The organism is Bradyrhizobium sp. SZCCHNPS1003 (assembly GCF_032381555.1).
Lineage (GTDB): Bacteria > Pseudomonadota > Alphaproteobacteria > Rhizobiales > Xanthobacteraceae > Bradyrhizobium.
In genome coordinates this window covers 230,788-252,020 of record NZ_JAUHIU010000012.1, presented here as the reverse complement: position 1 = coordinate 252,020, position 21,233 = coordinate 230,788, and the positions used below count along the sequence as shown (strand labels likewise).

The 21,233-nt window shown below is 64.1% G+C and carries 21 protein-coding genes; 20 read left to right on the top strand and 1 reads right to left on the bottom strand.

The features are described 5' to 3' along the window. Nucleotides 1-129: 129 nt before the first annotated feature. The 19 genes from QX126_RS21460 (at nucleotide 130) to QX126_RS21370 (ending at nucleotide 18,746) form a co-directional block, all read left to right on the top strand. Entirely contained in the window at nucleotides 130-432 is a 303-nt protein-coding gene (locus QX126_RS21460; RefSeq protein WP_015664043.1) for a helix-turn-helix transcriptional regulator, read from the top strand. Between the two features lie 2 nt (nucleotides 433-434). Further along, on the top strand, nucleotides 435-1,316 hold the full coding sequence (locus QX126_RS21455) for a replication initiator protein A (RefSeq protein ID WP_315770028.1): 882 nt from the start codon (nucleotides 435-437) through the stop codon (nucleotides 1,314-1,316). Between the two features lie 289 nt (nucleotides 1,317-1,605). Continuing rightward, nucleotides 1,606-2,070: a DUF2840 domain-containing protein gene (locus QX126_RS21450; RefSeq protein ID WP_315783474.1), complete on the top strand. Its 465-nt coding sequence runs from the start codon at nucleotides 1,606-1,608 to the stop codon at nucleotides 2,068-2,070. Continuing rightward, on the top strand, nucleotides 2,067-2,579 hold the full coding sequence (locus QX126_RS21445) for a S26 family signal peptidase (protein ID WP_315783472.1): 513 nt from the start codon (nucleotides 2,067-2,069) through the stop codon (nucleotides 2,577-2,579). The genes QX126_RS21450 and QX126_RS21445 overlap by 4 nt, the downstream gene beginning before the upstream one ends. Nucleotides 2,580-3,042: 463 nt before the next feature. Continuing rightward, nucleotides 3,043-4,803, top strand: coding sequence for a relaxase/mobilization nuclease domain-containing protein (locus tag QX126_RS21440; RefSeq protein WP_315783470.1), 1,761 nt, complete (start codon nucleotides 3,043-3,045; stop codon nucleotides 4,801-4,803). Between the two features lie 17 nt (nucleotides 4,804-4,820). Further along, complete coding sequence (locus QX126_RS21435; RefSeq protein WP_315783497.1) at nucleotides 4,821-6,815, top strand: conjugal transfer protein TraG; 1,995 nt, start codon at nucleotides 4,821-4,823, stop codon at nucleotides 6,813-6,815. Nucleotides 6,816-6,825: 10 nt separating this feature from the next. Next, entirely contained in the window at nucleotides 6,826-7,254 is a 429-nt protein-coding gene (locus tag QX126_RS21430) for a CopG family transcriptional regulator (RefSeq protein ID WP_315716450.1), read from the top strand. Nucleotides 7,255-7,412: 158 nt separating this feature from the next. Then, entirely contained in the window at nucleotides 7,413-7,952 is a 540-nt protein-coding gene (locus tag QX126_RS21425) for a hypothetical protein (protein WP_315783468.1), read from the top strand. Between the two features lie 34 nt (nucleotides 7,953-7,986). Continuing rightward, nucleotides 7,987-9,360: an MFS transporter gene (locus QX126_RS21420; RefSeq protein ID WP_315773479.1), complete on the top strand. Its 1,374-nt coding sequence runs from the start codon at nucleotides 7,987-7,989 to the stop codon at nucleotides 9,358-9,360. A gap of 281 nt (nucleotides 9,361-9,641) precedes the next feature. Beyond that, complete coding sequence (gene trbB, locus QX126_RS21415; RefSeq protein WP_315783467.1) at nucleotides 9,642-10,607, top strand: P-type conjugative transfer ATPase TrbB; 966 nt, start codon at nucleotides 9,642-9,644, stop codon at nucleotides 10,605-10,607. A gap of 32 nt (nucleotides 10,608-10,639) precedes the next feature. Next, a complete protein-coding gene (locus tag QX126_RS21410) occupies nucleotides 10,640-10,930 on the top strand; it encodes a TrbC/VirB2 family protein (RefSeq protein WP_315783495.1) in 291 nt (96 codons plus the stop codon). Next, a complete protein-coding gene (locus QX126_RS21405; protein WP_315783465.1) occupies nucleotides 10,930-11,193 on the top strand; it encodes a VirB3 family type IV secretion system protein in 264 nt (87 codons plus the stop codon). Before QX126_RS21410 ends, QX126_RS21405 begins: the two co-directional genes overlap by 1 nt. 7 nt (nucleotides 11,194-11,200) lie before the next feature. After that, nucleotides 11,201-13,642 carry a conjugal transfer protein TrbE gene (gene trbE / locus QX126_RS21400; RefSeq protein ID WP_315783464.1) on the top strand — a complete coding sequence of 814 codons (2,442 nt, stop codon included), beginning with the start codon at nucleotides 11,201-11,203 and terminating at the stop codon, nucleotides 13,640-13,642. Next, entirely contained in the window at nucleotides 13,639-14,367 is a 729-nt protein-coding gene (trbJ, locus tag QX126_RS21395; protein ID WP_315783462.1) for a P-type conjugative transfer protein TrbJ, read from the top strand. The genes trbE and trbJ overlap by 4 nt, the downstream gene beginning before the upstream one ends. A gap of 76 nt (nucleotides 14,368-14,443) precedes the next feature. Continuing rightward, nucleotides 14,444-15,655: a P-type conjugative transfer protein TrbL gene (gene trbL, locus QX126_RS21390; protein ID WP_315783460.1), complete on the top strand. Its 1,212-nt coding sequence runs from the start codon at nucleotides 14,444-14,446 to the stop codon at nucleotides 15,653-15,655. A gap of 1 nt (nucleotide 15,656) precedes the next feature. After that, nucleotides 15,657-16,340 (top strand): conjugal transfer protein TrbF, encoded by a 684-nt coding sequence (gene trbF, locus QX126_RS21385; RefSeq protein WP_315783458.1) that lies wholly within the window; start codon nucleotides 15,657-15,659, stop codon nucleotides 16,338-16,340. A 32-nt stretch (nucleotides 16,341-16,372) separates the two neighbouring features. After that, entirely contained in the window at nucleotides 16,373-17,305 is a 933-nt protein-coding gene (gene trbG, locus QX126_RS21380; protein ID WP_315783456.1) for a P-type conjugative transfer protein TrbG, read from the top strand. Nucleotides 17,306-17,379: 74 nt separating this feature from the next. Then, entirely contained in the window at nucleotides 17,380-18,507 is a 1,128-nt protein-coding gene (locus tag QX126_RS21375) for a TrbI/VirB10 family protein (protein WP_315783455.1), read from the top strand. 5 nt (nucleotides 18,508-18,512) lie between these two features. Then, a complete protein-coding gene (locus QX126_RS21370; protein ID WP_315783453.1) occupies nucleotides 18,513-18,746 on the top strand; it encodes a DUF2274 domain-containing protein in 234 nt (77 codons plus the stop codon). Between the two features lie 143 nt (nucleotides 18,747-18,889). Here QX126_RS21370 and QX126_RS21365 read toward each other — a convergent pair whose 3' ends face one another. Then, nucleotides 18,890-19,612 carry an acyl-homoserine-lactone synthase gene (locus QX126_RS21365; protein WP_315783451.1) on the bottom strand — a complete coding sequence of 241 codons (723 nt, stop codon included), beginning with the start codon at nucleotides 19,610-19,612 and terminating at the stop codon, nucleotides 18,890-18,892. A 719-nt stretch (nucleotides 19,613-20,331) separates the two neighbouring features. Here QX126_RS21365 and QX126_RS21360 point away from each other — a divergent pair. After that, nucleotides 20,332-21,138, top strand: a complete 807-nt coding sequence (locus tag QX126_RS21360; protein WP_315783449.1) for a LuxR family transcriptional regulator — start codon at nucleotides 20,332-20,334, stop codon at nucleotides 21,136-21,138. The last annotated feature ends 95 nt before the right edge of the window (nucleotides 21,139-21,233 follow it).

Here is a 21,233-nt window from a genome sequence, read left to right as displayed (position 1 = left end):
GAGGCGAGGGGGTGCCGAAACCGCGCCCCTCGATCTCCGGCATCCCCCCTCGCTGCCCTGCGCGTCGATCATGTCCGTCGACGCGCCGAACGACCCGTGAGGGCGCGAACCTGTCCCGGAGGATGCTCGATGCCCGATCAGATAGCCGGTCCCCCGCCGCGCTTTCTTCGTACACCCGAAGCTGCGCGTTACCTTGGACTGTCCGGCCGCACCCTGGAAAAGCACCGCACCTACGGCACCGGCCCCTTATATCGCAAGATCGGCGGCCGCGTCGTGTATGCGCTCGACGATCTGAAGGCCTGGGCCGATCGCGGCACCAAGACGTCGACGGCTGATCCCGGCCAGGGCACCGTTCTGCCGGCGAAGCGGCATCCAGGTCTCATTCCCTATGCAGGGCAGGAGCGTCGCGCGTCGCGGGCTGGGCGGGCTTGAACGTGCGAGGTTTGCGCAAATCCGAGCGCGATCAGCTCGATCTGTTTCGCGCGCTGCCTGGCGATCTGGCGCCGCGCGATGCGCAGGATCTGATGGCCTATCCGTTCTTCTCGCTGGCCAAGAGCAAGCGCGTCGTGCCGATCGACTTCCGCGCGGGGCCTGTCGCCATTCGGGTCGAGGCCGTCCCCGAACATGGCATGGCGACGATCTGGGATGCGGATGTTCTGATCTGGGCGGCGTCACAGATCGTCGAGGCTCGCGACGCCGGACTGAAGACGTCGCGCCTGATGGCCGCTACGCCGTATGAGATCCTGACGTTTGTCGGTCGCGGCACCGGCGTGCGTGACTACGACCGTCTGAAGGCAGGACTTGATCGGCTGCAGTCGACGACCGTGCTCACCTCGATTCGTCAGCCGGCCGAGCGGCGGCGGCACCGCTTCTCCTGGATCAACGAGTGGAAGGAGACGGCGGATGCCCATGGCAGGCCGTCCGGATTGCAGCTGATCCTGCCGGACTGGTTCTATTCGGGCGTCATCGATGACGCGCTCGTGCTGACGATTGACCGGGCCTATTTCGCGCTGACGGGCGGGCTGGAGCGCTGGCTGTATCGCCTCGTGCGCAAGCATGGCGGCCATCAGGATGGCGGCTGGAGCTTCGATCTCGGCTATCTGCATGCCAAGTCCGGCAGCCTCTCGCCGCTGAAGCATTTCGCCTACGATCTTCGCGAAATCGTCCGCCGTCAGCGCCTGCCGGGCTACGAGCTGGTCCTCACCCGCGATCCAAACGGCACCGAACGGCTGAACTTCGCAGCCGCCGTTACTGACCCGGTCGCAAGGCGTTTCGCCAGGCATCGCCCCTCGAGCTCCGCAGGGGACAAGCTGTGAATTGTCTCGTGCTATCGGGGACCGGAGGACGCGTGCCATCGAGGACCGGATCGTCGTGCCATCGGGGACCGAAGTCGACCCTAAGCCTTTGGTCTGGCGCGTCCTTTCCGCCTTCTAACTTACCTAACCGCAAAATCCTTCGGATTTTGTCTAACGGGCCCGCGCTTTGGGGCGCCGGTGCACGCTGGCTTCTCCTGCTGCCGACAGCGGAGACCGCGCGAGACGCCCCCGGTTTCCTCATTCCCGGCCCGCAGAGCCGTCCAGATTTCGTCAACCTCAGAGTTTGCCAATGAGCGAGCTGACGCGTGTCCAATTGCTATGGCTGCAGGGAAAGATCGAAAACCGCATACGCTTCGGTCGAACCGTGCGGGAGCTTCGCCTCGACCATTATCGCCGGGAGGTCGCGTTCACGCCGGGAAGCGTCTTTGCGTTCGTGCGCTGGTCGTCGAACGATTACGGCACGGTGCTGTCGCGGATCAACGTTCTGCAGGCCGTTGGCCCCGGAGAAGCCTGTGCGACCGTGCCCTTCGTCGCTCCGGGAGCAGCGATCCTGTTGCAGGTGTTTGGCTGGCCGAAGGTCGAGCGGGTGCTGCAGCAGATCGACGCGATCGAGGCGCTCGGCATCGATCCGGCGGATGTCGCACCGGATCATTGGTGGCACGTTCAGAACCGCATGGCCGCCGGACAACCGCCGCGTCCCTACACGGATCTGCGCCATCGGGCCTGGCTGCATCGAAGGACGTTCATGCCATGACGAAAGGGCTTGCCATTGGCGTCGCGATACTCGCCGGGGTGTGGCTCGTGACGGAGGTCGGGCGACCAAGGTTGCGTCCGCTGCTCATCTGGAATGTCTCCGGCAGCGTTCCGATCGGCCTCTATCTGGTTCGGCCGGTCCGGCAATGGGTCACCAACGAGATCGTCGTTGTCCTGCCCCACGGCGTGTTGGCCGGATGGCTTGCGGACGAAGGCTACCTGCCCAGGGACGTACCGATGCTGAAGCGCATTCTTGCTCTTCCCGGCCAGGCCGTTTGTCGTCGCGAGCATGTCATCCTGATTGATGGAGTCGAAGTCGGCATCGCGCAAGAGAGCGACAGACAGGGCCGGCCGCTCCCGGCTTGGCAGGGATGCCGCATCGTCGGCGATGCCGAGCTCTTTCTGATGAACAGGCAATCGGATAGTTCGCTGGATGGACGCTATTTCGGTCCGACGGCGACATCGGACGTCATCGGGCGTGCCATTCCCGTGTGGACGAGGCAGCCGTGATGATGCACGCGTTCTGCGCACGACCTGCGAACGTCATGCCGACGTTGATGAGCAGCCGCTGCGATCGGAAACGGTCGTCATTGAGGTCGGCACGAGAGGCTTTGAATGACAAAGCCGACCGCAGCGGAATTCCTCGTGACGTTGTCATGCGGTGCGATGCGTCGGCCTCAATGATGATTGTCCGTCGCAGTCTTCATGGCCGCCGATGCTTCGCTGTTGTTTCCGGCACGCCGGCGCGGGGCGTGAAACCAAGAGCCGAGGCGAGGGTCCAAAGCCAGCCGCAAGCTGCCGACCGTCGATCGCAAGATAAAAGCGGCTCGCCTGTTGATCAGCAAGCCATTGACATGGCTCGCGTTCAACCGTGCCGTCCGGTCGGAGCGCGTGTCGCGCTGATGCTCTTTCTCAACAACATCAATGCTGCCTTCGGCACTATAGCCTCAATCCTTGCCGCGGGATGCCGCGCATGAGCACCAGAGAGCGCGAATTCCGCATCCGTCCGGGGCGCATACGTCAGGCGCGTGAGAGGAAGGCCAGGAGCTTCATCAATCGCGTCCTGCGCGCGGCGAACGCCGCGGGGCACGTCACACTGCCCTCGGTGATCGACGGACGCCGGCCGGCTCGCACCCATTCGACCTTCGGCCGCGGACGTCTCAGCTTCAGTCGCGAGCGCCTCTTTGCCTCGGGCCGCCGCGTCACGGTGAAGGCCCGCATCGCAAGGCACAAGGGCCACGCGTTTCGGTCGGCGCCGCTGGCGATGCATCTGACCTATCTCAGGCGGGAGGGGGTCACCCGCGACGGCGAGCCGGCAAGGATGTTCGATGCGCGAGCTGATCACGCCGACGAGGCCGCCTTTGGGGCGCGGAGCAGCGACGACCGGCATCATTTCCGCTTCATCGTCTCGCCAGAGGACGCGGCCGACATGGTGGACCTCAGAGCGTTCACGCGCGATCTGATGCGGCAGATGGAAGCTGATCTGTCGACGCGTCTCGAGTGGATCGCGGTTGATCATTGGAATACGGACCATCCGCACGTTCATGTGCTCGTACGCGGTGTCGATCAGACGGGCGCAGATCTCGTAATGGCCCGCGACTATATCGGCCGGGGCCTGCGCTCCCGGGCCGAGGAGCTGGTGGCGCTCGAGCTCGGTCCGAAGCCTGAGCACGACATCCGCAACGCACTGGAAAGAGAGATCACCGCGGATCGCTGGACACGGCTCGATCGCGAGATCCGCATGGCCTGCGATGAGGTGGGGGCCATCGATCTCCGTCAGCGGGTGGCAGCGGGTCCTGATCCCGAGGTCCACCGCCTGATGCGAGGGCGCCTGCAATATCTCGAGCGCCTGGGACTGGCAGCGGCGGCCGGACCCAACGAGTGGATGGTCGAGCTTGGCGCAGAGCGACAGCTCCGCGAGCTCGGCACGCGTGGTGATATCATCAGGACCATGCATGAGGCGTTCGCTCGCCGTGGTGAGGAGCGGAGCGCTGCGGACTACGTCATCGACGGGATCAACAGTCCATCATCGATCATGGGGCGGTTGGTCGATCGTGGACTCCACGACGAGCTGACCGGCGAAGCCTATGCGGTGATCGATGGCATCGACGGCCGTGCCCACCACGTTCGCTTCCGCGGGATCGAGGCTTTTGCGCAGGCGCCTCAGCTTGGCGGCATTGTCGAGATCAGGCGCTTTGGCGCTGCGGAAGAGGCGCGGCCGACCCTGGTCCTGGCGACGCGCTCGGACCTAGCCCTGGCCGATCAGATCAAGGCCGAGGGAGCGACCTGGCTCGATCATCGGCTGGTCGAGCGTGAACCTGTCTCCCTGGCCCTCGGCGGATTTGGCGCGGAGGTGAGGAGCGCGCTGCGCAGCCGGGCAGAGTATCTCGCGGACCGGGGACTGGCGCAGAGACATGGCCAGCAGATCGTCCCGCAACGGGATCTTCTGAAGACACTACGCAGGCAGGAGCTTGAATCCGTGGGCGCGCGGCTGTCGGCGACCAACGGCGCGCCGCAGCTGAAGGTCGACCCCGGCCAACAGATTGCGGGCATCTACCGCCAGCGGCTTGTCCTGGCCTCCGGCCGCTTCGCCATGATCGACAATGGTCTCGGTTTCTACCTCGTCCCGTGGTCGCGCGACATCGATCACCGGCTCGGTCAGAAGGTCACGGGCCTTGCGAAGGCCACTGGCATCGACTGGCAGCTTGGTCGCAAGCGCGACCTCGGTCTTTAGCACTCGGGAGACACCACATGCCTGCGACCCGAATCCAATGGGCACAATTACTCGCCGTCGTGCTGATCAACCTGCTTGCGATATGGGCCGCGACCGAATGGACGGCCTGGCGGCTCGCCTTCCAACCGCGATTGGGGACGCCATGGTTCATGCTGTCCGGCTGGCCAGTCTACTTCCCACCGACCTTCTTCTGGTGGTGGTTCATCTACGATGCCTATGCGCCCTCCATCTTTGCCGAAGGTGGGGCTATCGCGGTCAGTGGCAGTCTCGCGTCTATTGCGGTTGCGGTCGGCATGTCACTGTGGCGGTCGCGGGAGGCGAAAGCCACAGCAACTTACGGGTCCGCGCGCTGGGCCGAGCTGGGCGAGGTGCGCAAGGCGGGACTGCTCGGCGAGGACGGCGTGGTCCTGGGACGGTTGGGAGCGCGCTACCTGCGCCATGATGGACCGGAGCACGTGCTCTGTTTTGCACCGACGCGGTCTGGCAAGGGCGTCGGTCTCGTGGTGCCGTCTCTTCTGACGTGGCCGGGATCGGCGATCGTTCACGACATCAAGGGCGAGAACTGGCAGCTCACGGCAGGATTCCGCGCGCGGCACGGCCGCATATTTCTGTTCGACCCGACCAACCCGAATGCCTCAGCCTACAATCCGCTGCTCGAAGTCAGGCGAGGGGCCTGCGAGGTGCGTGACGTCCAGAATGTCGCCGACGTGCTGGTGGATCCCGAGGGATCTCTCGACAAGCGCAATCATTGGGAAAAAACCAGCCATTCGCTTCTGGTCGGTGCCATCCTGCACGTTCTCTATGCCGAGCCTGACAAGACCTTGGCCGGCGTTGCCGCGTTCCTTTCCGACCCCCGGCGCACGATCGAGGCGACGTTGATGGCGATGATGGCGACGCATCATCTGGGCGCCGCCGGGCCGCACCCGGTGGTGGCATCGACAGCGCGCGAGCTTCTGAACAAATCGGAGAATGAGCGCTCGGGCGTCCTTTCAACGGCGATGTCATTCCTCGGTCTTTACCGGGATCCGGTGGTGGCTGCTGTCACGGGGAGATGTGATTGGCACATTGCTGATCTGGTTGCAGGGGAGGAGCCCGCGACGCTGTATCTCGTCGTGCCGCCATCCGACATCTCACGTACGAAGCCGCTCATTCGTCTGGTTCTGAACCAGATCGGCCGGCGTTTGACCGAGGATCTCAAGGCAAAGCAGAGCCGCCATCGAGTCCTGATGATGCTGGACGAGTTTCCGGCGTTAGGCCGGCTCGACTTCTTCGAATCCGCTCTCGCCTTCATGGCTGGGTACGGCATCAAGAGCTTCCTCATTGCGCAATCGCTCAATCAGATCGAGAAGGCCTATGGGCAGAACAATGCCATTCTGGACAACTGCCATGTCCGCGTCAGCTTCGCGACCAATGACGAGCGAACCGCCAAGCGCGTCTCGGACGCGCTCGGCACCGCAACCGAAATGCGGGCCGTGAAGAATTATGCCGGGCATCGCCTGGCGCCATGGTTGGGTCACCTCATGGTGTCGCGCCAGGAGACGCCGCGTCCGCTCCTGACGCCGGGCGAGGTGATGCAATTGCCGGCGGCTGATGAGATCGTGATGGTCGCCGGCGCACCACCGATCCGCGCCAGGAAGGTGCGATATTTCGAGGATGAGAGACTGGTCTCGCGCATCCTGCCGCCGCCGGACATCGCCAGGACCAGAGCGTCTGTGGGTGCGGATGACTGGTCATCGCTTGCGCCCCTTACGCCCGTGCTCGCCGGATCCCGGCTGACGCTGCCCCCCGAGACAAGGGACGAGCAGGCCAACGGCGGCTTGCGACGCGAGCCGGAGCTGCCGCAGCACGAAGCGATCGCGAGCGAAACGACGAGCGTAGATCCGGCGGACGAGTTTTCTGTCGTGTTCGATGACGATGATGGGATGCCGCAGCTGGTCGGCTCACGCGATGCGAGCGCGACGGGGATTGCGCGTCAGGCTGCGCTCGACCCGCGTGATGACATGGGCTTGTGAGGACAAACCAATGCGGGATCGAATGAATGTCTACTTCCCGCCGGAGCTGCTGCGGCAGATCGTAGAGCTCGCCGATCGCAGGAAGCTTTCGCGCTCGGCCATTGTCGAGGCGGCGGTTCAGTCGTTCCTGTCGCCGGATGCGGCTGATCGGCGCGAGGCGGCGCTCACACGCCGGCTCGACAGGCTGTCCCGGCAGATGCAGCGGCTCGAGCGTGATGTCGGCATCCTTGCCGAGACGCACGCATTGTTCGTTCGCTTCTGGCTGACCGTGACGCCCCCGCTGCCGTCCGAAGCGCAGGCCACAGCGCAGGTCAAGGGACGCGAGCGGTTCGAAGGCTTTGTGGAGGCGCTCGGCCGCCGGCTGCAGAAGGGGCAGAGCTTCCTGCGCGAAATCCCGGAGGATTTCGTCAGACCGCCGTCGAGCGAGCCCGGCTCCTGACGCCGAGGAAGCGTCGATCGGGACCGTTCCAGCGCGCGGGTTGAGCTTGGCATCTACGCCAGAGTTTCTTTCCACCCGCCAGGCTTCGAACGTTCGAATCTTGCGCGTGCCAGGCCAGGCAAGCTGACCTAATCGACGGACCAGATGAGGTCAGAACGATGAAGAAAAAACTCACTTTGCAGCTATCCAGCGAGATTCTCGCCCGCCTTGCCGGCGCAGCCGAGGAAAGATGCGTGAACCGCACGATCGTCGTCGAAAAGGCGCTCGAACGGTTTCTAGCCCAGTCGCTGGACGGACCGATGCCGGCGCAAGATCGCCTGCAGGGCCTGGAACAGCAGCTGCAAACGATTCAGCGCGACATCGCGGCCCTCAATGAGACGGTCGCCCTTCATGCACGCTACCATCTGGCGTTGACGTCGCTGGCGGATCAGGAGAGCACGGGCGCAGCAAGGGGCGGTGATCGTGATTTCGACCAGGCGATGCGGATTGGCGCGATCCAACAGCTGCAGCGTGACTTGTCGGAAAGGCAGCGACAGACGGGACCCGATGTCGCTGCGCGAGCCAGTCAAGTGAGCCAGCCATTTCCGGCTCAATTTCGCCGTGCCGAGCCTTCGATCGCCGAGGTGTCCTGGGGCGTGCCTGCCGCCGGGGAGGGCGGCGAGGATCCCTTTCGCCTCCCGCCACAAGCGAGCCGTTGAGCGCGCCCGCGAGCACGCGGATCACGGCGGTTCGTTGTCGGCCTACACCTTCGGCCGCAAGGGCACCGAAGCCGGAGAGCAAGGCCACCGCGAGATCACAGGCTGGCGGCTCGCCGCCCTGGTGTTTCTGCCCTTCGCCATGGGCTATTTCCTGTCCTATCTGTTTCGCACCATCAATGGACTCGTCTCTGCCAGTCTTGCCTCAGAGCTCGGGTTGAACGCGGCCGATCTTGGTCTGATCACGGCGGCCTACTTCCTGGTCCTTGCGGCTGCCCAGATCCCGGTCGGCATGATGCTCGACCGCTATGGCCCGCGCCGGGTTCAGAGCGCGCTTCTTGTCGTCGCGGCCTTGGGCGCGGAAGCCTTCGCAAGGTCGTCGGGGCCGCTCTCGCTGCTCCTCTCACGCGCCCTGATCGGGCTCGGGGTCGCTGCTGCTCTGACCGCGGGCCTGAAGGCCATTGTTCTGTGGTTTCCGCGCGAGCGGGTGGCGTTGGTCAATGGGTACATGGTCATGCTCGGGGCGCTTGGCGCTGTCAGCGCGACGCTGCCCGCCGAAGCGATCCTGGTGAAGACCGGATGGCGCGGCCTGTTTGACATCCTGGCCGTCGCGACCGCTGCAGCGGCGATCCTGATCTATTGCCTGGTGCCGGAGCGCGAAACGCAGGCGTCGTCCGCGTCGGAAGCAGGTGGCTTGCGGAGCATTCTTCGCGACGTCCGGTTCTGGAGGGTCGCGCCGCTATCCGGAGCCTGCATCGGATCGGCGTGGTCGCTCCAGGGCTTATGGGCATCCGCGTGGCTGGCCGACGTGGAGGGCATGACCCGCGCCCAAGTCGTGACAGCGCTGTGTCTGACCGCCCTGATGCTCAGCCTCGGTGCGTGGATGCTCGGTGCGCTGGCCAACTGGACACGACGCAGGGGATTAGGTCCAGAGCATTTGCTGGCTTTGATCGCCGTGCTCTCCATGGCGGCGCAGCTGGCCCTGGTATGGCGGCTGCCATTGCCGGCGATCGCGCCATGGCTGATCATCGCGATCGTCGGCGCCGCCACCGTGCTCAGCTTTGCGATCATCTCGGACTATTACCCGAAGGAATTGGCTGGCCGCGCCAACGGGGCCTTGAACGTGGTGCATTTCGGGTGGGGGTTTCTGGCTCAGTACGGGATCGGTGTTTTGCTGGCCCAATGGCCGCAATCCAATGGGCACTATCCTGTCATCGCCTATCAGGTTGCCTTCGGAGTGAACCTCGCGCTGCAGGCAGCAGCACTGATTTGGTTTGCCGCTCCACGAGAGCAGAGACCGCGATCATCGGAGGCGAGCAGCGGGACCGAGATTGTCGTGGCCGACCTCGCCGCGACCTCAAGCGAGCACCCGGCTCTCTCCCGCGAGCCGGCAAGCCATGCCAGATGGTGAGCCGACGCCGCGGCGCCGGTGGTGACCTTCGCCTTCGCTATAGCAGTGTTCGCCGTCGCTCTCGGCCGTGAGGGGGCGGTGCTGCGGACCCATGACCCGCGCTCTGAAAGCTGCTGCCCCGCCTTGGTGATCTGCTTGTCCCGCCCGAAAGAGCCCTCCTGTCTCTACGCTTTCCTGCGCCAGGCTACACCCGAAGCGCTGTTGGTCTTGCTGCTGCAGGAGGTCTGCATCTTTGATCATCACAAGCGATGCTGACCGCGCTTCAATGATCGGAGATGAGAGTGACCGGCTTCGTCCAGACACAGCGCATCACGCGTGGCGCCCGCATGCTGCGGACGGCATTGGGGCCTGCCATCGCGCGTCATCTCGACGATCGATCCGTCGTGGAGATCATGCTCAATCCGGATGGCCGGCTCTGGGTCGATCGGCTCGCGTCTGGCTTGGCCGATACCGGTGAGAGTCTTGCTGCCGGTGATGGCGAGCGCGTCGTCCGGCTGGTCGCGCACCACGTCGGGCTCGAGGTCCATGCGGGCTCTCCGCGCGTGTCGGCGGAGCTGCCGACGACGGGCGAACGTTTCGAAGGCCTGCTGCCGCCGCTCGTTGCAGCTCCGACATTCGCCATCCGCAAGCCCGCGATCGCCGTCTTCACGCTCGACGACTACGTGGCTTGTGGGATTGCGACCGCAGAACAGGCCGGCGCGTTGCGGCGGGCTGTTGCCAACCGTTGCAACATTCTGGTGGCCGGCGGCACCTCGACCGGCAAGACCACGCTGGTCAATGCCTTGTTGGCTGAAGTGGCGATGACCGGCGATCGCATCGTGCTGATCGAGGATACGCTCGAGCTGCAATGCTCGGCGCCCAACCTCGTGACGCTTCGAACCAAGCAGGGTGTGGCGTCGCTTTCGGATCTGGTGCGCGCCGCGCTTCGGCTGCGCCCGGATCGCATTCCGATCGGCGAGGTCCGCGGGCCCGAGGCGCTCGATCTCGTCAAGGCTTGGGGCACCGGCCATCCCGGCGGCATCGGCACCATTCATGCCGGGTCCGCACTCGGCACCCTCCGGCGGCTGGAGCAGCTGATTCAGGAGGCCGTCGTGAGCGTCCCACGTGCTCTGATTGCCGAGACGATCAACGTGATCGCCGTTCTCGCCGGGCGCGGCTCGCAGCGGCGGCTCGGCGAGCTCGTGCGTGTCGAGGGGCTCTCACCTTGCGGAGACTACATCCTTGTTCCTTTGGGAGATCAGCGATGAAGGCGCGACTGTCTTGCTGGTCCATCGCCACGATGGCGATTGCTGCAGCCGCAGTGCTCGTGGCGGTGGCGCCGGTGCATGCGGCGGGCTCGAACATGCCTTGGGAGCAACCGCTCAACAAGATCCTGCTTTCGGTCGAGGGACCGGTTGCCAAGATCATCGCCGTGATCATCATTATCACGACGGGTCTGTCACTGGGTTTTGGCGAAACCTCCGGTGGCTTTCGGCGGCTCATCCAGATCGTCTTCGGTCTCTCCATCGCCTTTGCCGCCTCGAGCTTCTTCCTGTCGTTCTTCTCCTTCGGCGGCGGCGTGGTGTTGTGATGGATAGTGAGATCAAGGGCTTCAGCGCGCCTGTGCATCGCTCGCTGACCGAGCCCATTCTGCTCGGGGGCGCGCCGCGATCGGTCGCGATTGTCAACGGCACCGTGTCGGCGGCGCTCGGCCTCGGTTTGCGGCTCTGGTTCTTCGGCCTGCTGCTCTGGTTCGTCTGCCACATGATCGCGGTCTGGGCGACACGGCGCGATCCATCCTTTGTCGAGGTCGTGCGCCGCCACCTGCGGATTCCCAATCATCTCAGCCAGTGAGGCTCCCATGTTCAATTTGGCCGAATACCGCCGCACCAATATCCGGCTTGCGGACTTCCTGCCCTGGGCGGCGCTGGTGGACGAGGGCGTCGTCCTCAACAAGGACGGCTCGCTGCAGCGGACGGCGCGTTTTCGCGGGCCTGACCTGGAGAGCTCGGTCGCATCCGAGCTCACAGCAGTCGCCTTCCGTCTCAACAACGCTCTGCGGCGCCTGGGGTCGGGCTGGGCGATCTTCGTCGAGGCGCAGCGGCATTCGGCCGGAGCCTACCCAATTTGCGTGTTTCCGGATGCCGCGTCCGCCCTGGTCGATGCCGAGAGAAAGGCACAGTTCGAGGAACAGGCGGCACACTACGAGTCGAGCTATTATTTGACGTTTCTGTACCTGCCGCCGCGAGAAGACGTCGCCCGTTCCGAACGCGTGCTCTATGAAGGCGCGCCGCAGCCGGAGGGCTCGCGCGGCCGCGACATCCTGCGCAGCTTTGTCGATCGCACCGACCGCATCTTGCAGCTCGTGGGCGGCTTCATGCCGGAATGCGGCTGGCTCGGCGACGACGCCGTGCTGAGCTACCTGCACTCGACCGTCTCGACCAAGCGCCAGCGGGTCCGCGTCCCTGAAATCCCCATGCATCTGGATGGGCTGCTCGCCGACCAGCCGCTGACCTGCGGCCTCGCGCCGATGCTGGGGGCGGTCAATCTCCGCGTGCTCACCATCATCGGCTTTCCCTCTGCAACGACGCCAGGACTGCTGGACGAATTGAACGGGCTTGCATTCGCCTACCGCTGGTCGACCCGCGCCATCATGCTCGACAAGCAGGATGCCGTGAAGCTCGTGACACGGATCCGCCGGCAGTGGTTTGCCAAGCGCAAATCTCTGGCGGCGATCCTCAAGGAGGTCGTGACCAACGAGGCGGCAAGCCTCGTTGACAGCGACGCCCACAACAAGACTGCTGACGCCGATGCGGCGCTGCAGGATCTCGGCTCCGATGAGATCAGCCAGGCCTATGTCACCGCGACCGTGACGGTGTGGGATCCTGATCCGGCGAGGGCTGACGAGAAGCTGCGCCTGGTGGAGAAGGTGATCCAGGGGCGCGATTTCACCTGCATGACGGAGACTGTGAATGCGGTTGAGGCCTGGCTCGGCAGCCTTCCGGGGCACGTCTATGCCAATGTGCGCCAGCCGCCGCTGTCGACGCTGAACCTTGCCCATCTCGTCCCGCTCTCGGCCGTCTGGGCAGGTGAGGTGCGTGACCATCATCTGAGGGCGCCTGCGCTGCTGTTCGGCCGCACCGAGGGCGCGACGCCATTCCGGTTCTCGCTCCATGTCGGCGATGTCGGCCACACGCTGGTGATCGGACCGACCGGAGCCGGCAAATCGGTGCTGCTGGCGCTGATGGCGCTGCAGTTCCGCCGCTATCCGAATGCGCAGATCCTTGCGTTTGATTTCGGCGGCTCCCTGCGGGCCGCCGCGCTTGCCATGGAAGGTGACTGGCATGATCTCGGTGGAGCGCTGTCGGCCGATAGCGAGACCTCGATCGCGCTGCAGCCGCTGGCAGGCATCGCTGATGTGATGGAGCGCGCCTGGGCGGCGGATTGGATCGCTGGCCTGCTGGTCCGCGAGAAGATCGTGGTGACGCCGGACGCCAAGGAGCATCTCTGGTCGGCGCTGACCTCGCTGGCTTCCGCGCCAGCTTCTGAGCGGACCCTGACCGGCCTGTCGGTGTTGCTGCAGTCGAACAGCTTGAAACGGGCCCTCAAGCCCTATTGCCTCGATGGCGCTCACGGACGATTGCTGGATGCCGATCATGAGCTCGTCGGCGATCGGTCGGTCCAGGTGTTTGAGACCGAGGGGTTGATCGGGACCGCTGCAGCTCCTGCTGTCCTCGCTTATCTGTTCCACAAGATCGCTCGGCAGCTCGACGGCCGCCCGACACTTCTGATCATCGATGAAGGGTGGCTGGCGCTGGACGACGCAGACTTCGCGGGCCAGCTCAGGGAGTGGCTGAAGACCCTGCGCAAGAAGAACGCCTCCGTCGTTTTCGCGACCCAGTCGCTATCCGACATCGACGGCTCGCCGATCGCACCCGCCATCATTGAGAGCTGCCCGAGCCGTATCCTGCTGCCGAACGAGCGGGCGCTCGAGCCACAGATCATGGGCATCTATCGGCGCTTCGGTCTCAATGATCGTCAGATCGAGCTCGTCAGCCGTGCGGCCCCCAAGCGCGACTATTACTGCCAGTCGCGCCGGGGCAACCGCATGTTCGAGCTTGGCCTCGGCGAGGTCGCGCTCGCCTTTGCCGCGGCGTCGTCCAAAGCCGATCAGGCCGCGATCTCGGACGTTCTGAAGTCCGCCGGCAGGCCCGGCTTTGCGGAAGCGTGGTTGCGGCACCTCAAGCTTGGCTGGGCAGCCGACCTCATCCCGCGCCTCGACAATCTGGAGACGCGGCGATGATCTCTGGCAAGCGATGGGCCACGTCGTTGGCGCTGCTGGTTCTGACCTCGGCGGGTCCGGTGCGGGCCCAGCTCGTCGTCTTCGACCCCAACAATTATGCTCAGAACGTGCTGACCGCCGCACGTGAGCTGCAGCAGATCAACAATCAGATTCTGGCCCTGCAGAACCAGGCCGAGATGTTGATCAATCAGTCGCGCAACCTCGTCAACCTGCCGTATTCGTCATTGACGCAGCTGCAGCAATCAATCGAGCGGACCCAGGATCTGCTGAAGCAGGCTCAGCGCCTAGCCTACGACGTGCAGCAAATCGAGCAGGCGTTCAAGACGATCTATGCGCCGGCAGCCGCCGGCGTCAGCGCCGCTGACCTCGCAGACAATGCGCGCTCACGCTGGCAGACGTCCGTGGCCGCGCTGCAGGATGCGCTCAAGCTTCAGGCAGGCGTGGTCGGCAATCTCGACACCATCAAGAGCCAGTCCGCCGCGCTGGTTGCCGCGAGCCAAGGAGCCGCCGGCGCCTTGGCTGTCAGGCAAGCCGGCAACCAGATCCTGGCGATGCAGGCGCAACAGCTCGCGGATCTGACGGCGGTTGTGGCCGCCCAGGGACGGGCGCAGAGCCTCACCATGGCGGAGCGCGCGGCGGCCCAGGATCAAGCACGCGAACAGCTCCGCCGCTTCCTGACGCAGGGTCAGGGCGACCAGCCCTCCAACGTACGAATGTTTCACTGATGATGACGAGCGTTCCGGACCAAATTGGCGGATCCCCCGCCGCGGCTGCCCGGCAGCTCATGATTGAGATTGCCCGATGACAGGAACGGGGATCATCGATCAATTCCTGGAGACCTTTACCCGGACAATCGACAGCGGCTTTGGTCTGGTGGGCGGTGAGGTCGGATTTCTCGCAACCACGCTCGTCACCATCGATGTGACGCTTGCTGCGCTCTTCTGGGCGTTTGGCGGCGAGGACGATGTCGTCGCCCGGCTGGTGAAGAAGACCTTGTTTGTCGGCGTGTTCGCCTACCTGATCGGCAATTGGAACAGCCTCGCCCGGGTCGTCTTCGAGAGCTTCGCAGCACTCGGCCTGAAGGCCTCGGGCTCGGCGCTGTCGGCGGCGGACTTCCTCCGCCCGGGCAGAATCGCGCAAGTGGGTCTCGATACCGGGCGGCCGCTCCTCCAGGCGATCTCGGGCCTCCTTGGATATGTGAGCTTCTTCGAGAACTTCCTGCAGATTGCGGTCCTGTTGTTTGCGTGGGTGGTCGTGCTGCTCGCCTTCTTCATTCTGGCCATCCAGCTCTTCGTCACCCTGATCGAGTTCAAGCTCACGACGCTTGCTGGATTTGTGCTCATCCCGTTTGGTCTGTTCGGCAAGACCGCCTTCGCAGCCGAACGTGTGCTCGGCAATGTCATCTCCTCCGGTGTGAAGGTTCTGCTGCTCGCCCTGATCTCAGGAACCGGCTCGACCCTGTTCGGTCAGTTGACCCAGGTGACGAGCGGCGATCCTCCGACCGTCGAGAGCGCCATGGCCCTGGTCCTGGCGTCCCTGGCGCTGCTCGGCCTTGGATTGTTCGGGCCCGGGATCGCCAATGGTCTTGTCAGTGGTGGACCGCAGCTTGGAGCAGGGAGCGCGGTCGGGACGTCGCTTGCAGCGGGTGGTCTCGTCGTGGCCGGCGCCGGCATGGCCGCTGGTGCAGCGGGGCTCGCAGGCGGCGCGATCTCTGGTGCAAGCCGTGCTGTCGCGCCGCTTGGTGCGGCGGCGTCCGGCGGAGGGCGCGTCAGCGGCGCTGCCGCCGAGGCAGCAGGAGCGAACGCGAGTCCCCTTCGCCAAAGGGCGAATGTCCAGGCTGGCGGCTCGGATCAGCCGGGTCAGGCCGATGGCTCGGGCTCTCCGATGTGGGCGCAGCGCATGAAGGCAGCGCGCGCCGTCCATCAGGGCGCATCTACAACGGCACAAGCCGTTCGCCATGCCGAGCGCGGCGGGCAGGGAAGCGCGGTCGATCTCTCCGAGGGGAAATCCTGACATGTTCAAGCGGTCATCTGTTCATTATGGCCATACGCCCGAGCCGGTGACGCCCTACCAGAAGGCAGCACAGGTCTGGGATGAGCGCATCGGCTCTGCGCGCGTGCAGGCCAAGAACTGGCGGCTGATGGCATTCGGCTGCCTCACCCTCGCCGCAGGCTTCGCGTCCGCCCTGATCTGGCAGTCGGCCCGCGGTACGGTGACGCCCTGGGTGGTCGAGGTTGGCCATCTCGGCGAGGTCCAGCGGGTGGCGCCTGCGGTGGCTGACTACATGCCGACCGATCCGCAGGTCGCCTTCCATCTTGCCCGGTTCATTGAGGACGTGAGAGGTCTGCCGGCCGATGGCATCGTGCTGCGCCAGAATTGGCTGCGCGCCTACGACTTCACGACCGATCGCGGCGCGGCTGCCCTGAATGACTATGCCCGCTCCAATGATCCTTTTAGCAAGCTCGGGAAGATCCAGGTCTCGGTCGAGGTCTCCAGTGTGATCCGCGCCTCGCCGGACAGCTTCCGGATCGCCTGGGTCGAGCGTCGCTACGAGAACGGCGCCTCGGTCGCGACCGAACGCTGGAGCGCGATCCTCACCCTCGTGCTCGCCATGCCGGACGATGCTGACCGCCTGCGCAAGAACCCGCTCGGCGTCTACGTCCAAGCCATCAACTGGTCGAAGGAGCTGTCGCAATGAGCAAGCCAATGGTCCGGAAGGCTGGAGGGCCAATGATCGCGGGGGCCGCCGTTCTGGTTCTGCTCTGCAGCTGCACAACGACCAATCTGCCGAAGATCACCTATGACAGCGAAACACCGCCATTGCCGGCGCCGCCAGCTGCGCTGGATGGAAAGGTTCCGCCGCTTCATCTTCCGCCGCCCTGGAAAGTGTCCCTTGGTGGCAAGGCGGGAGCTCAGGAGGAAGCGGAGCCGCTCGACCGCGTCGAGATGGCCAATAGCGCGGCGCGGGTCGAACCGCGCAAGAAGGGCTACTTCAACGCGACGCAGATCTATGCCTACAGTCCCGGCGCGCTCTATCAGGTCTATGCGGCGCCCGGGCAGATCACCGACATCATGCTCGAGGAAGGTGAACAGCTCACAGGGTCGGGGCCCGTGTCCGCCGGCGACACCGTGCGCTGGGTCGTAGGCGATACCGAGAGCGGTGCGGGCGAACGCCGCCGCGTCCACATCCTGGTCAAGCCGACGCGTGCCGCGATCGAAACCAATCTCATCGTCAACACCGACCGGCGGACCTATCTGCTCGAGCTGCGCGCCCGCGAAAAGCCGTATATGCCCGCCGTGGCTTGGTACTATCCCCAGAATGCCGAGACGAGAGCGCGCCAGCTCGTCTTGAGGCCGGAGCTGCCCAATCCGGCGCTGCGGCGCTTCCGCTATCGCATCGAGGGGGATGATCCGCCATGGAGGCCGGTCAACGCCTATGACGACGGTCGCAAGGTCTATATCGAGTTTGCCCCTGGCATCGTGCAGGGTGAATTGCCGCCCTTGTTCGTCATCGGGAGCGATGGTGCGCCCGAGATCGTCAACTACCGTGCCTTCCGCAACATCATGATCGTCGATCGGCTGTTTGCCGCAGCCGAGTTGCGCCTCGGCGGCGAGGAGCAGCGCAAGGTCAGGATCGTCAGAACCGACGGAGCCTCAGGGTGAAAAACGAGGAGGATGAGGCTTCTGCGTCTCAGGCTCCGTCTGCAGCCGAGAAGGCTGAGCGGCGCACGAAAAGAATGCGCCTGAACGGAGATCTTCCCCCCGTCACACGGCTGTCGCGCAATGTCCTGGCCGGCGGCAGTGCAGTTGCGCTCCTGTTGATGGGAGGCGCCGTCGTCTGGACATTGCAGACCAACAGGCCGAGCAAATCGGGTCCCGCCGAGCTCTACAGCACCGATCATCACGACATCGCGGACGGGGTTTCGGCCCTGCCGCGTGACTACGCCAGTCTTCCCCGGAACGTCCCGGTGATCGGACCGCCGCTGCCCGGGGATCTCGGCAAGGCGATTGTCGCTGCGCAGGGCCAGGCACTTGCGGTCACCCCCGATCAGGAGCAGCTCCGCCATGAGCAGGAGCGGGATGCCGCTCGCTTGAGCCGCCTGTTTGCGACGGTCAATGTTCGTGGCACCGAGGCCGCGGCGAGCGGGCCTCAGACCAGCGACCGGGCGGGCGCGATGTCCAGTCCCGACGACGCGTTCGCCCAGAATGGCCAGGACCGCAAGCTCGCCTTCGTCAATGCCGCGGTCGATCGCCGGACCACGAGTGCCGACCGTGTCAGCCCGCCGGCCTCACCCTATGTGGTCCAGGCCGGGACCGTCATTGCGGGCGCTCTGATCACGGGCATTCGCTCCGATCTGCCGGGGCAGATCACCGCACAGGTCACCGAGAACGTGTTCGATTCGCCGTCAGGCCGCGTCCTGCTTGTCCCGCAGGGCGCGCGGCTGATCGGGATATACGATAGCCAGGTGACGGCCGGGCAATCGCGCGTGCTCCTGGTCTGGACCAGGCTGATCATGCCCAATGGCCGGTCGATCGTTCTGGAACGGCAGCAGGGCGCCGACGCTGCCGGCTATTCGGGTCTCTCGGACGAGGTCGATAACCACTTCAGGCAGCTGGTTGGCGCAGCGCTGCTCTCGACGCTGCTCTCGATGGGCAGCGAGGTCAATGCGGGCACCAATCAAAATACGAACAATGCCGCGATCATCCAGGCGCTCCGCCAGGGCTTCGGCAACTCCATGAGCCGCACAGGTCAGCAGCTGGTTGGTCAGCAGATGAACGTCCAGCCGACTCTGACAGTGAGGCCGGGCTTTCCGGTCCGCGTGATCGTCAATCGTGATCTCGTGCTCGAGCCGTATCAGGGGTAGCAGTCATGGCGAAGCTGAAGATCTCGGAACTTCCCGATGAGAAGCCGGTCAAAATCACGGTCGAACTGTCAGCGAGCGTGTTTCGCGATCTGCAGGCCTATGCCGAAGCTGTTGGCCGCCATTCGGACCAGCCGGCCAATGATCTTGGTCGCCTGGCCTCGGCAATGGTGGCACGTTTCATGGCGACTGATCGGGCGTTTGCCAAGTCGAAGCGGGCACCAGCCATCAAGGCCAAATAGACCCGGAGCCGCGCATCGCGTTGGCTTGCTCCGCTCAACCTCGGCGTTGGCCTATCATCCATTGAGGAACAGCAATGTCCAACCCGGAGCGGCCCTGGCTTGCGTGCCCTGGGCGGCAAATGGCCGAAGATTCCGGATCGCGCTTATCCAACCCTCACGAGCCCTTCCAAGTCCGGGCTGCAGGCCAATCCTTCAGCGGGCTGCGACAGAGCATCCTCTGTCAAGCGCGGGGACAGTGCGGATGGGACAGGCGCTACAGGAGAGGGGCTCTCATGCAGGACCTTTGGGATGCCCGTATGCTGGCGAACCAATTCCAGGATGGCTGATGATACCCCGATATAGGCTGCCCCAATGTCATGCCCTTGCAACGGCAGCTTCGCTCCCAGTGGCCTCACCGGGCAGCCATGGGCAGCGATGACATTCTTGAAGATCCAGCTGGGCATGACCCCAAGATAAGACGAGATGCCGTTGGCGAGGCCGAATTCCTGACAGGCCTGTATGAGCTGCCCGATCACTCGGCGCCGTCCGCCGGCGCTGAGCGCGCGATCGCAGCCGAAGCGCGATGCTTCCCAGACAGCGTCCGAATGCGGCAGCGAGCCTTCGACCAGGTTCGGCCACAAGGACTTGACCATGTAGGGGCGTGTGGTCGGAATCAGCCGTGCAGTTCCAAGCGCCTGATCTTGCTCGTCCACCACCAGGATGTAGGTGGCTGCCGGTGTGTCGAACTCATCATATTCCATGCCCTGATAATGAGGCACGGACCACCCCTGGCGCTCGACGAACATCCGGTACCGCAGCCGATGATGCGAAATCCAGGCTTCACCATATCGATGGATGGTTTCCCACCTGATTAAAAGGGTATGCATGAGCATCTTCCAATGTGCCACGTGACGGGAAGATGCAGACTAATCGGCACAGCGTCAGGGAGGCAGCTACCCAGTCGAGTAGTTCGCGCGTCTGTGGAGCGGCTGCTGTCCTACCGGCTGCTCGGAGGAAGACAACTGTCAGACATCGCCCCAATATCACCTACAATCTGGCGCAATTCTGAGTTGTATCAGGGTGTAGTTATTGGCTTTTGCAAGGCTCGTCCGGGCCCGTTTGAACGGATTCAGTGTGGGATGGCCGCGAGGCCTGACTTGCGCGCGCTGCGTGCCGGGAAGAATGTCCCTGGTGCGCATGGTCCGATCGAAACTTGTACCAGCACTCTCATGCTTGCTGACACAAGTGCCGAAGATCGCTCATCAAACAGGCACTTTGCTGCGCGATCTGGTTGCCGGAGTCGGCAAGATCGTCAGGGCCGCCGCTTCCGGAGAAGGGCAATGTTGATGACATCGCGACTTCTGAAAAGATCAATCGAATATGATCGTCAATTGCACGACGAAGCGTATCATGGTACGGTCTACCTCAGGTTGGGTTGGAGTTTGAACAAGCAAGCGCCTGCTTCTCGCCTTGATAGAGGCAGACGAGGGGACAAGGACGGACCGTCGACGATCGGGACATTCAGACGGATTCGTTTTCACGATCACATCTGGGCGGAAGTTTGCTGGGCGGAAGTTTGCGCAGCTTTGTCTGCCGTGAGGTAGCAATGGACCTCTTCAGCTTCATCGATTGTGCAAACCGCACGCAGTCGCTGTCCGACCTCTTCGATCTTCTCGTCGGTTCTGCAGCCGATGAGGGTTTCGGCCAAGTGGCTTATGGCGCCCTGAACTACGAAGAGTCGGTACGGCTGCCAGAGCATCCTATGCCGGCCGTCGCTCTCAACTTTCCGCTCGATTGGCGGAAGCACTATTTCGAGCGAAAGTATCACGAGATTGATCCGGTCGTCAGGCGAACGGCAATTCACAGCAGGCCGTTTCTGTGGGATCACCTGCTCGAGCAGAAGCAGTTGCAGGACGGCGAGCGGTTGGTCCTTCATGAGAGCCGCGAAGCCGGTCTCAAGCACGGGATGAGCGTGCCGCTGTTTGGACCGTCGGGGCGCATCTCCGTTCTATCCTTTGCATCCAGCTTCGACGATGCCAACCCGATCCGGCAAATGAAGCATCTTCACGCCTTGGCGTGTCAGTTCCATGTCGCCTTTGGCGAGCTTGCCCCGCCAGCGATGGGCAGGAAGGCGATCAAGCTTTCGCCGCGCGAACGTGAATGCCTGACATGGACGGCGGAGGGTAAGTCCTCCTGGGACATTGGAATCATTCTCAAGATCAGTGAAAACACGATCAACTTCCACATCAAGAAGGCGGCGAGAAAGCTTGGCACGAACAGCCGGACGGTCGCCGTCGTCAGGGCGATACGGCTTGGTCTGATCGAGGTCTCCGGACTATCCGGCTCATCTCCGCCGATGTGGATGGATACAGCACCGACTGAAGCCGACGCCGATCAACCGTCGCCATTCTGACATTTGCGGGCAGGCTCCGCTATTCTGCGCGGCTCAGGCAAGGGGGCGATGGTCGCATGCAATGGCGATCGCCGCGGCCGAGCTCCGCCGTTAGC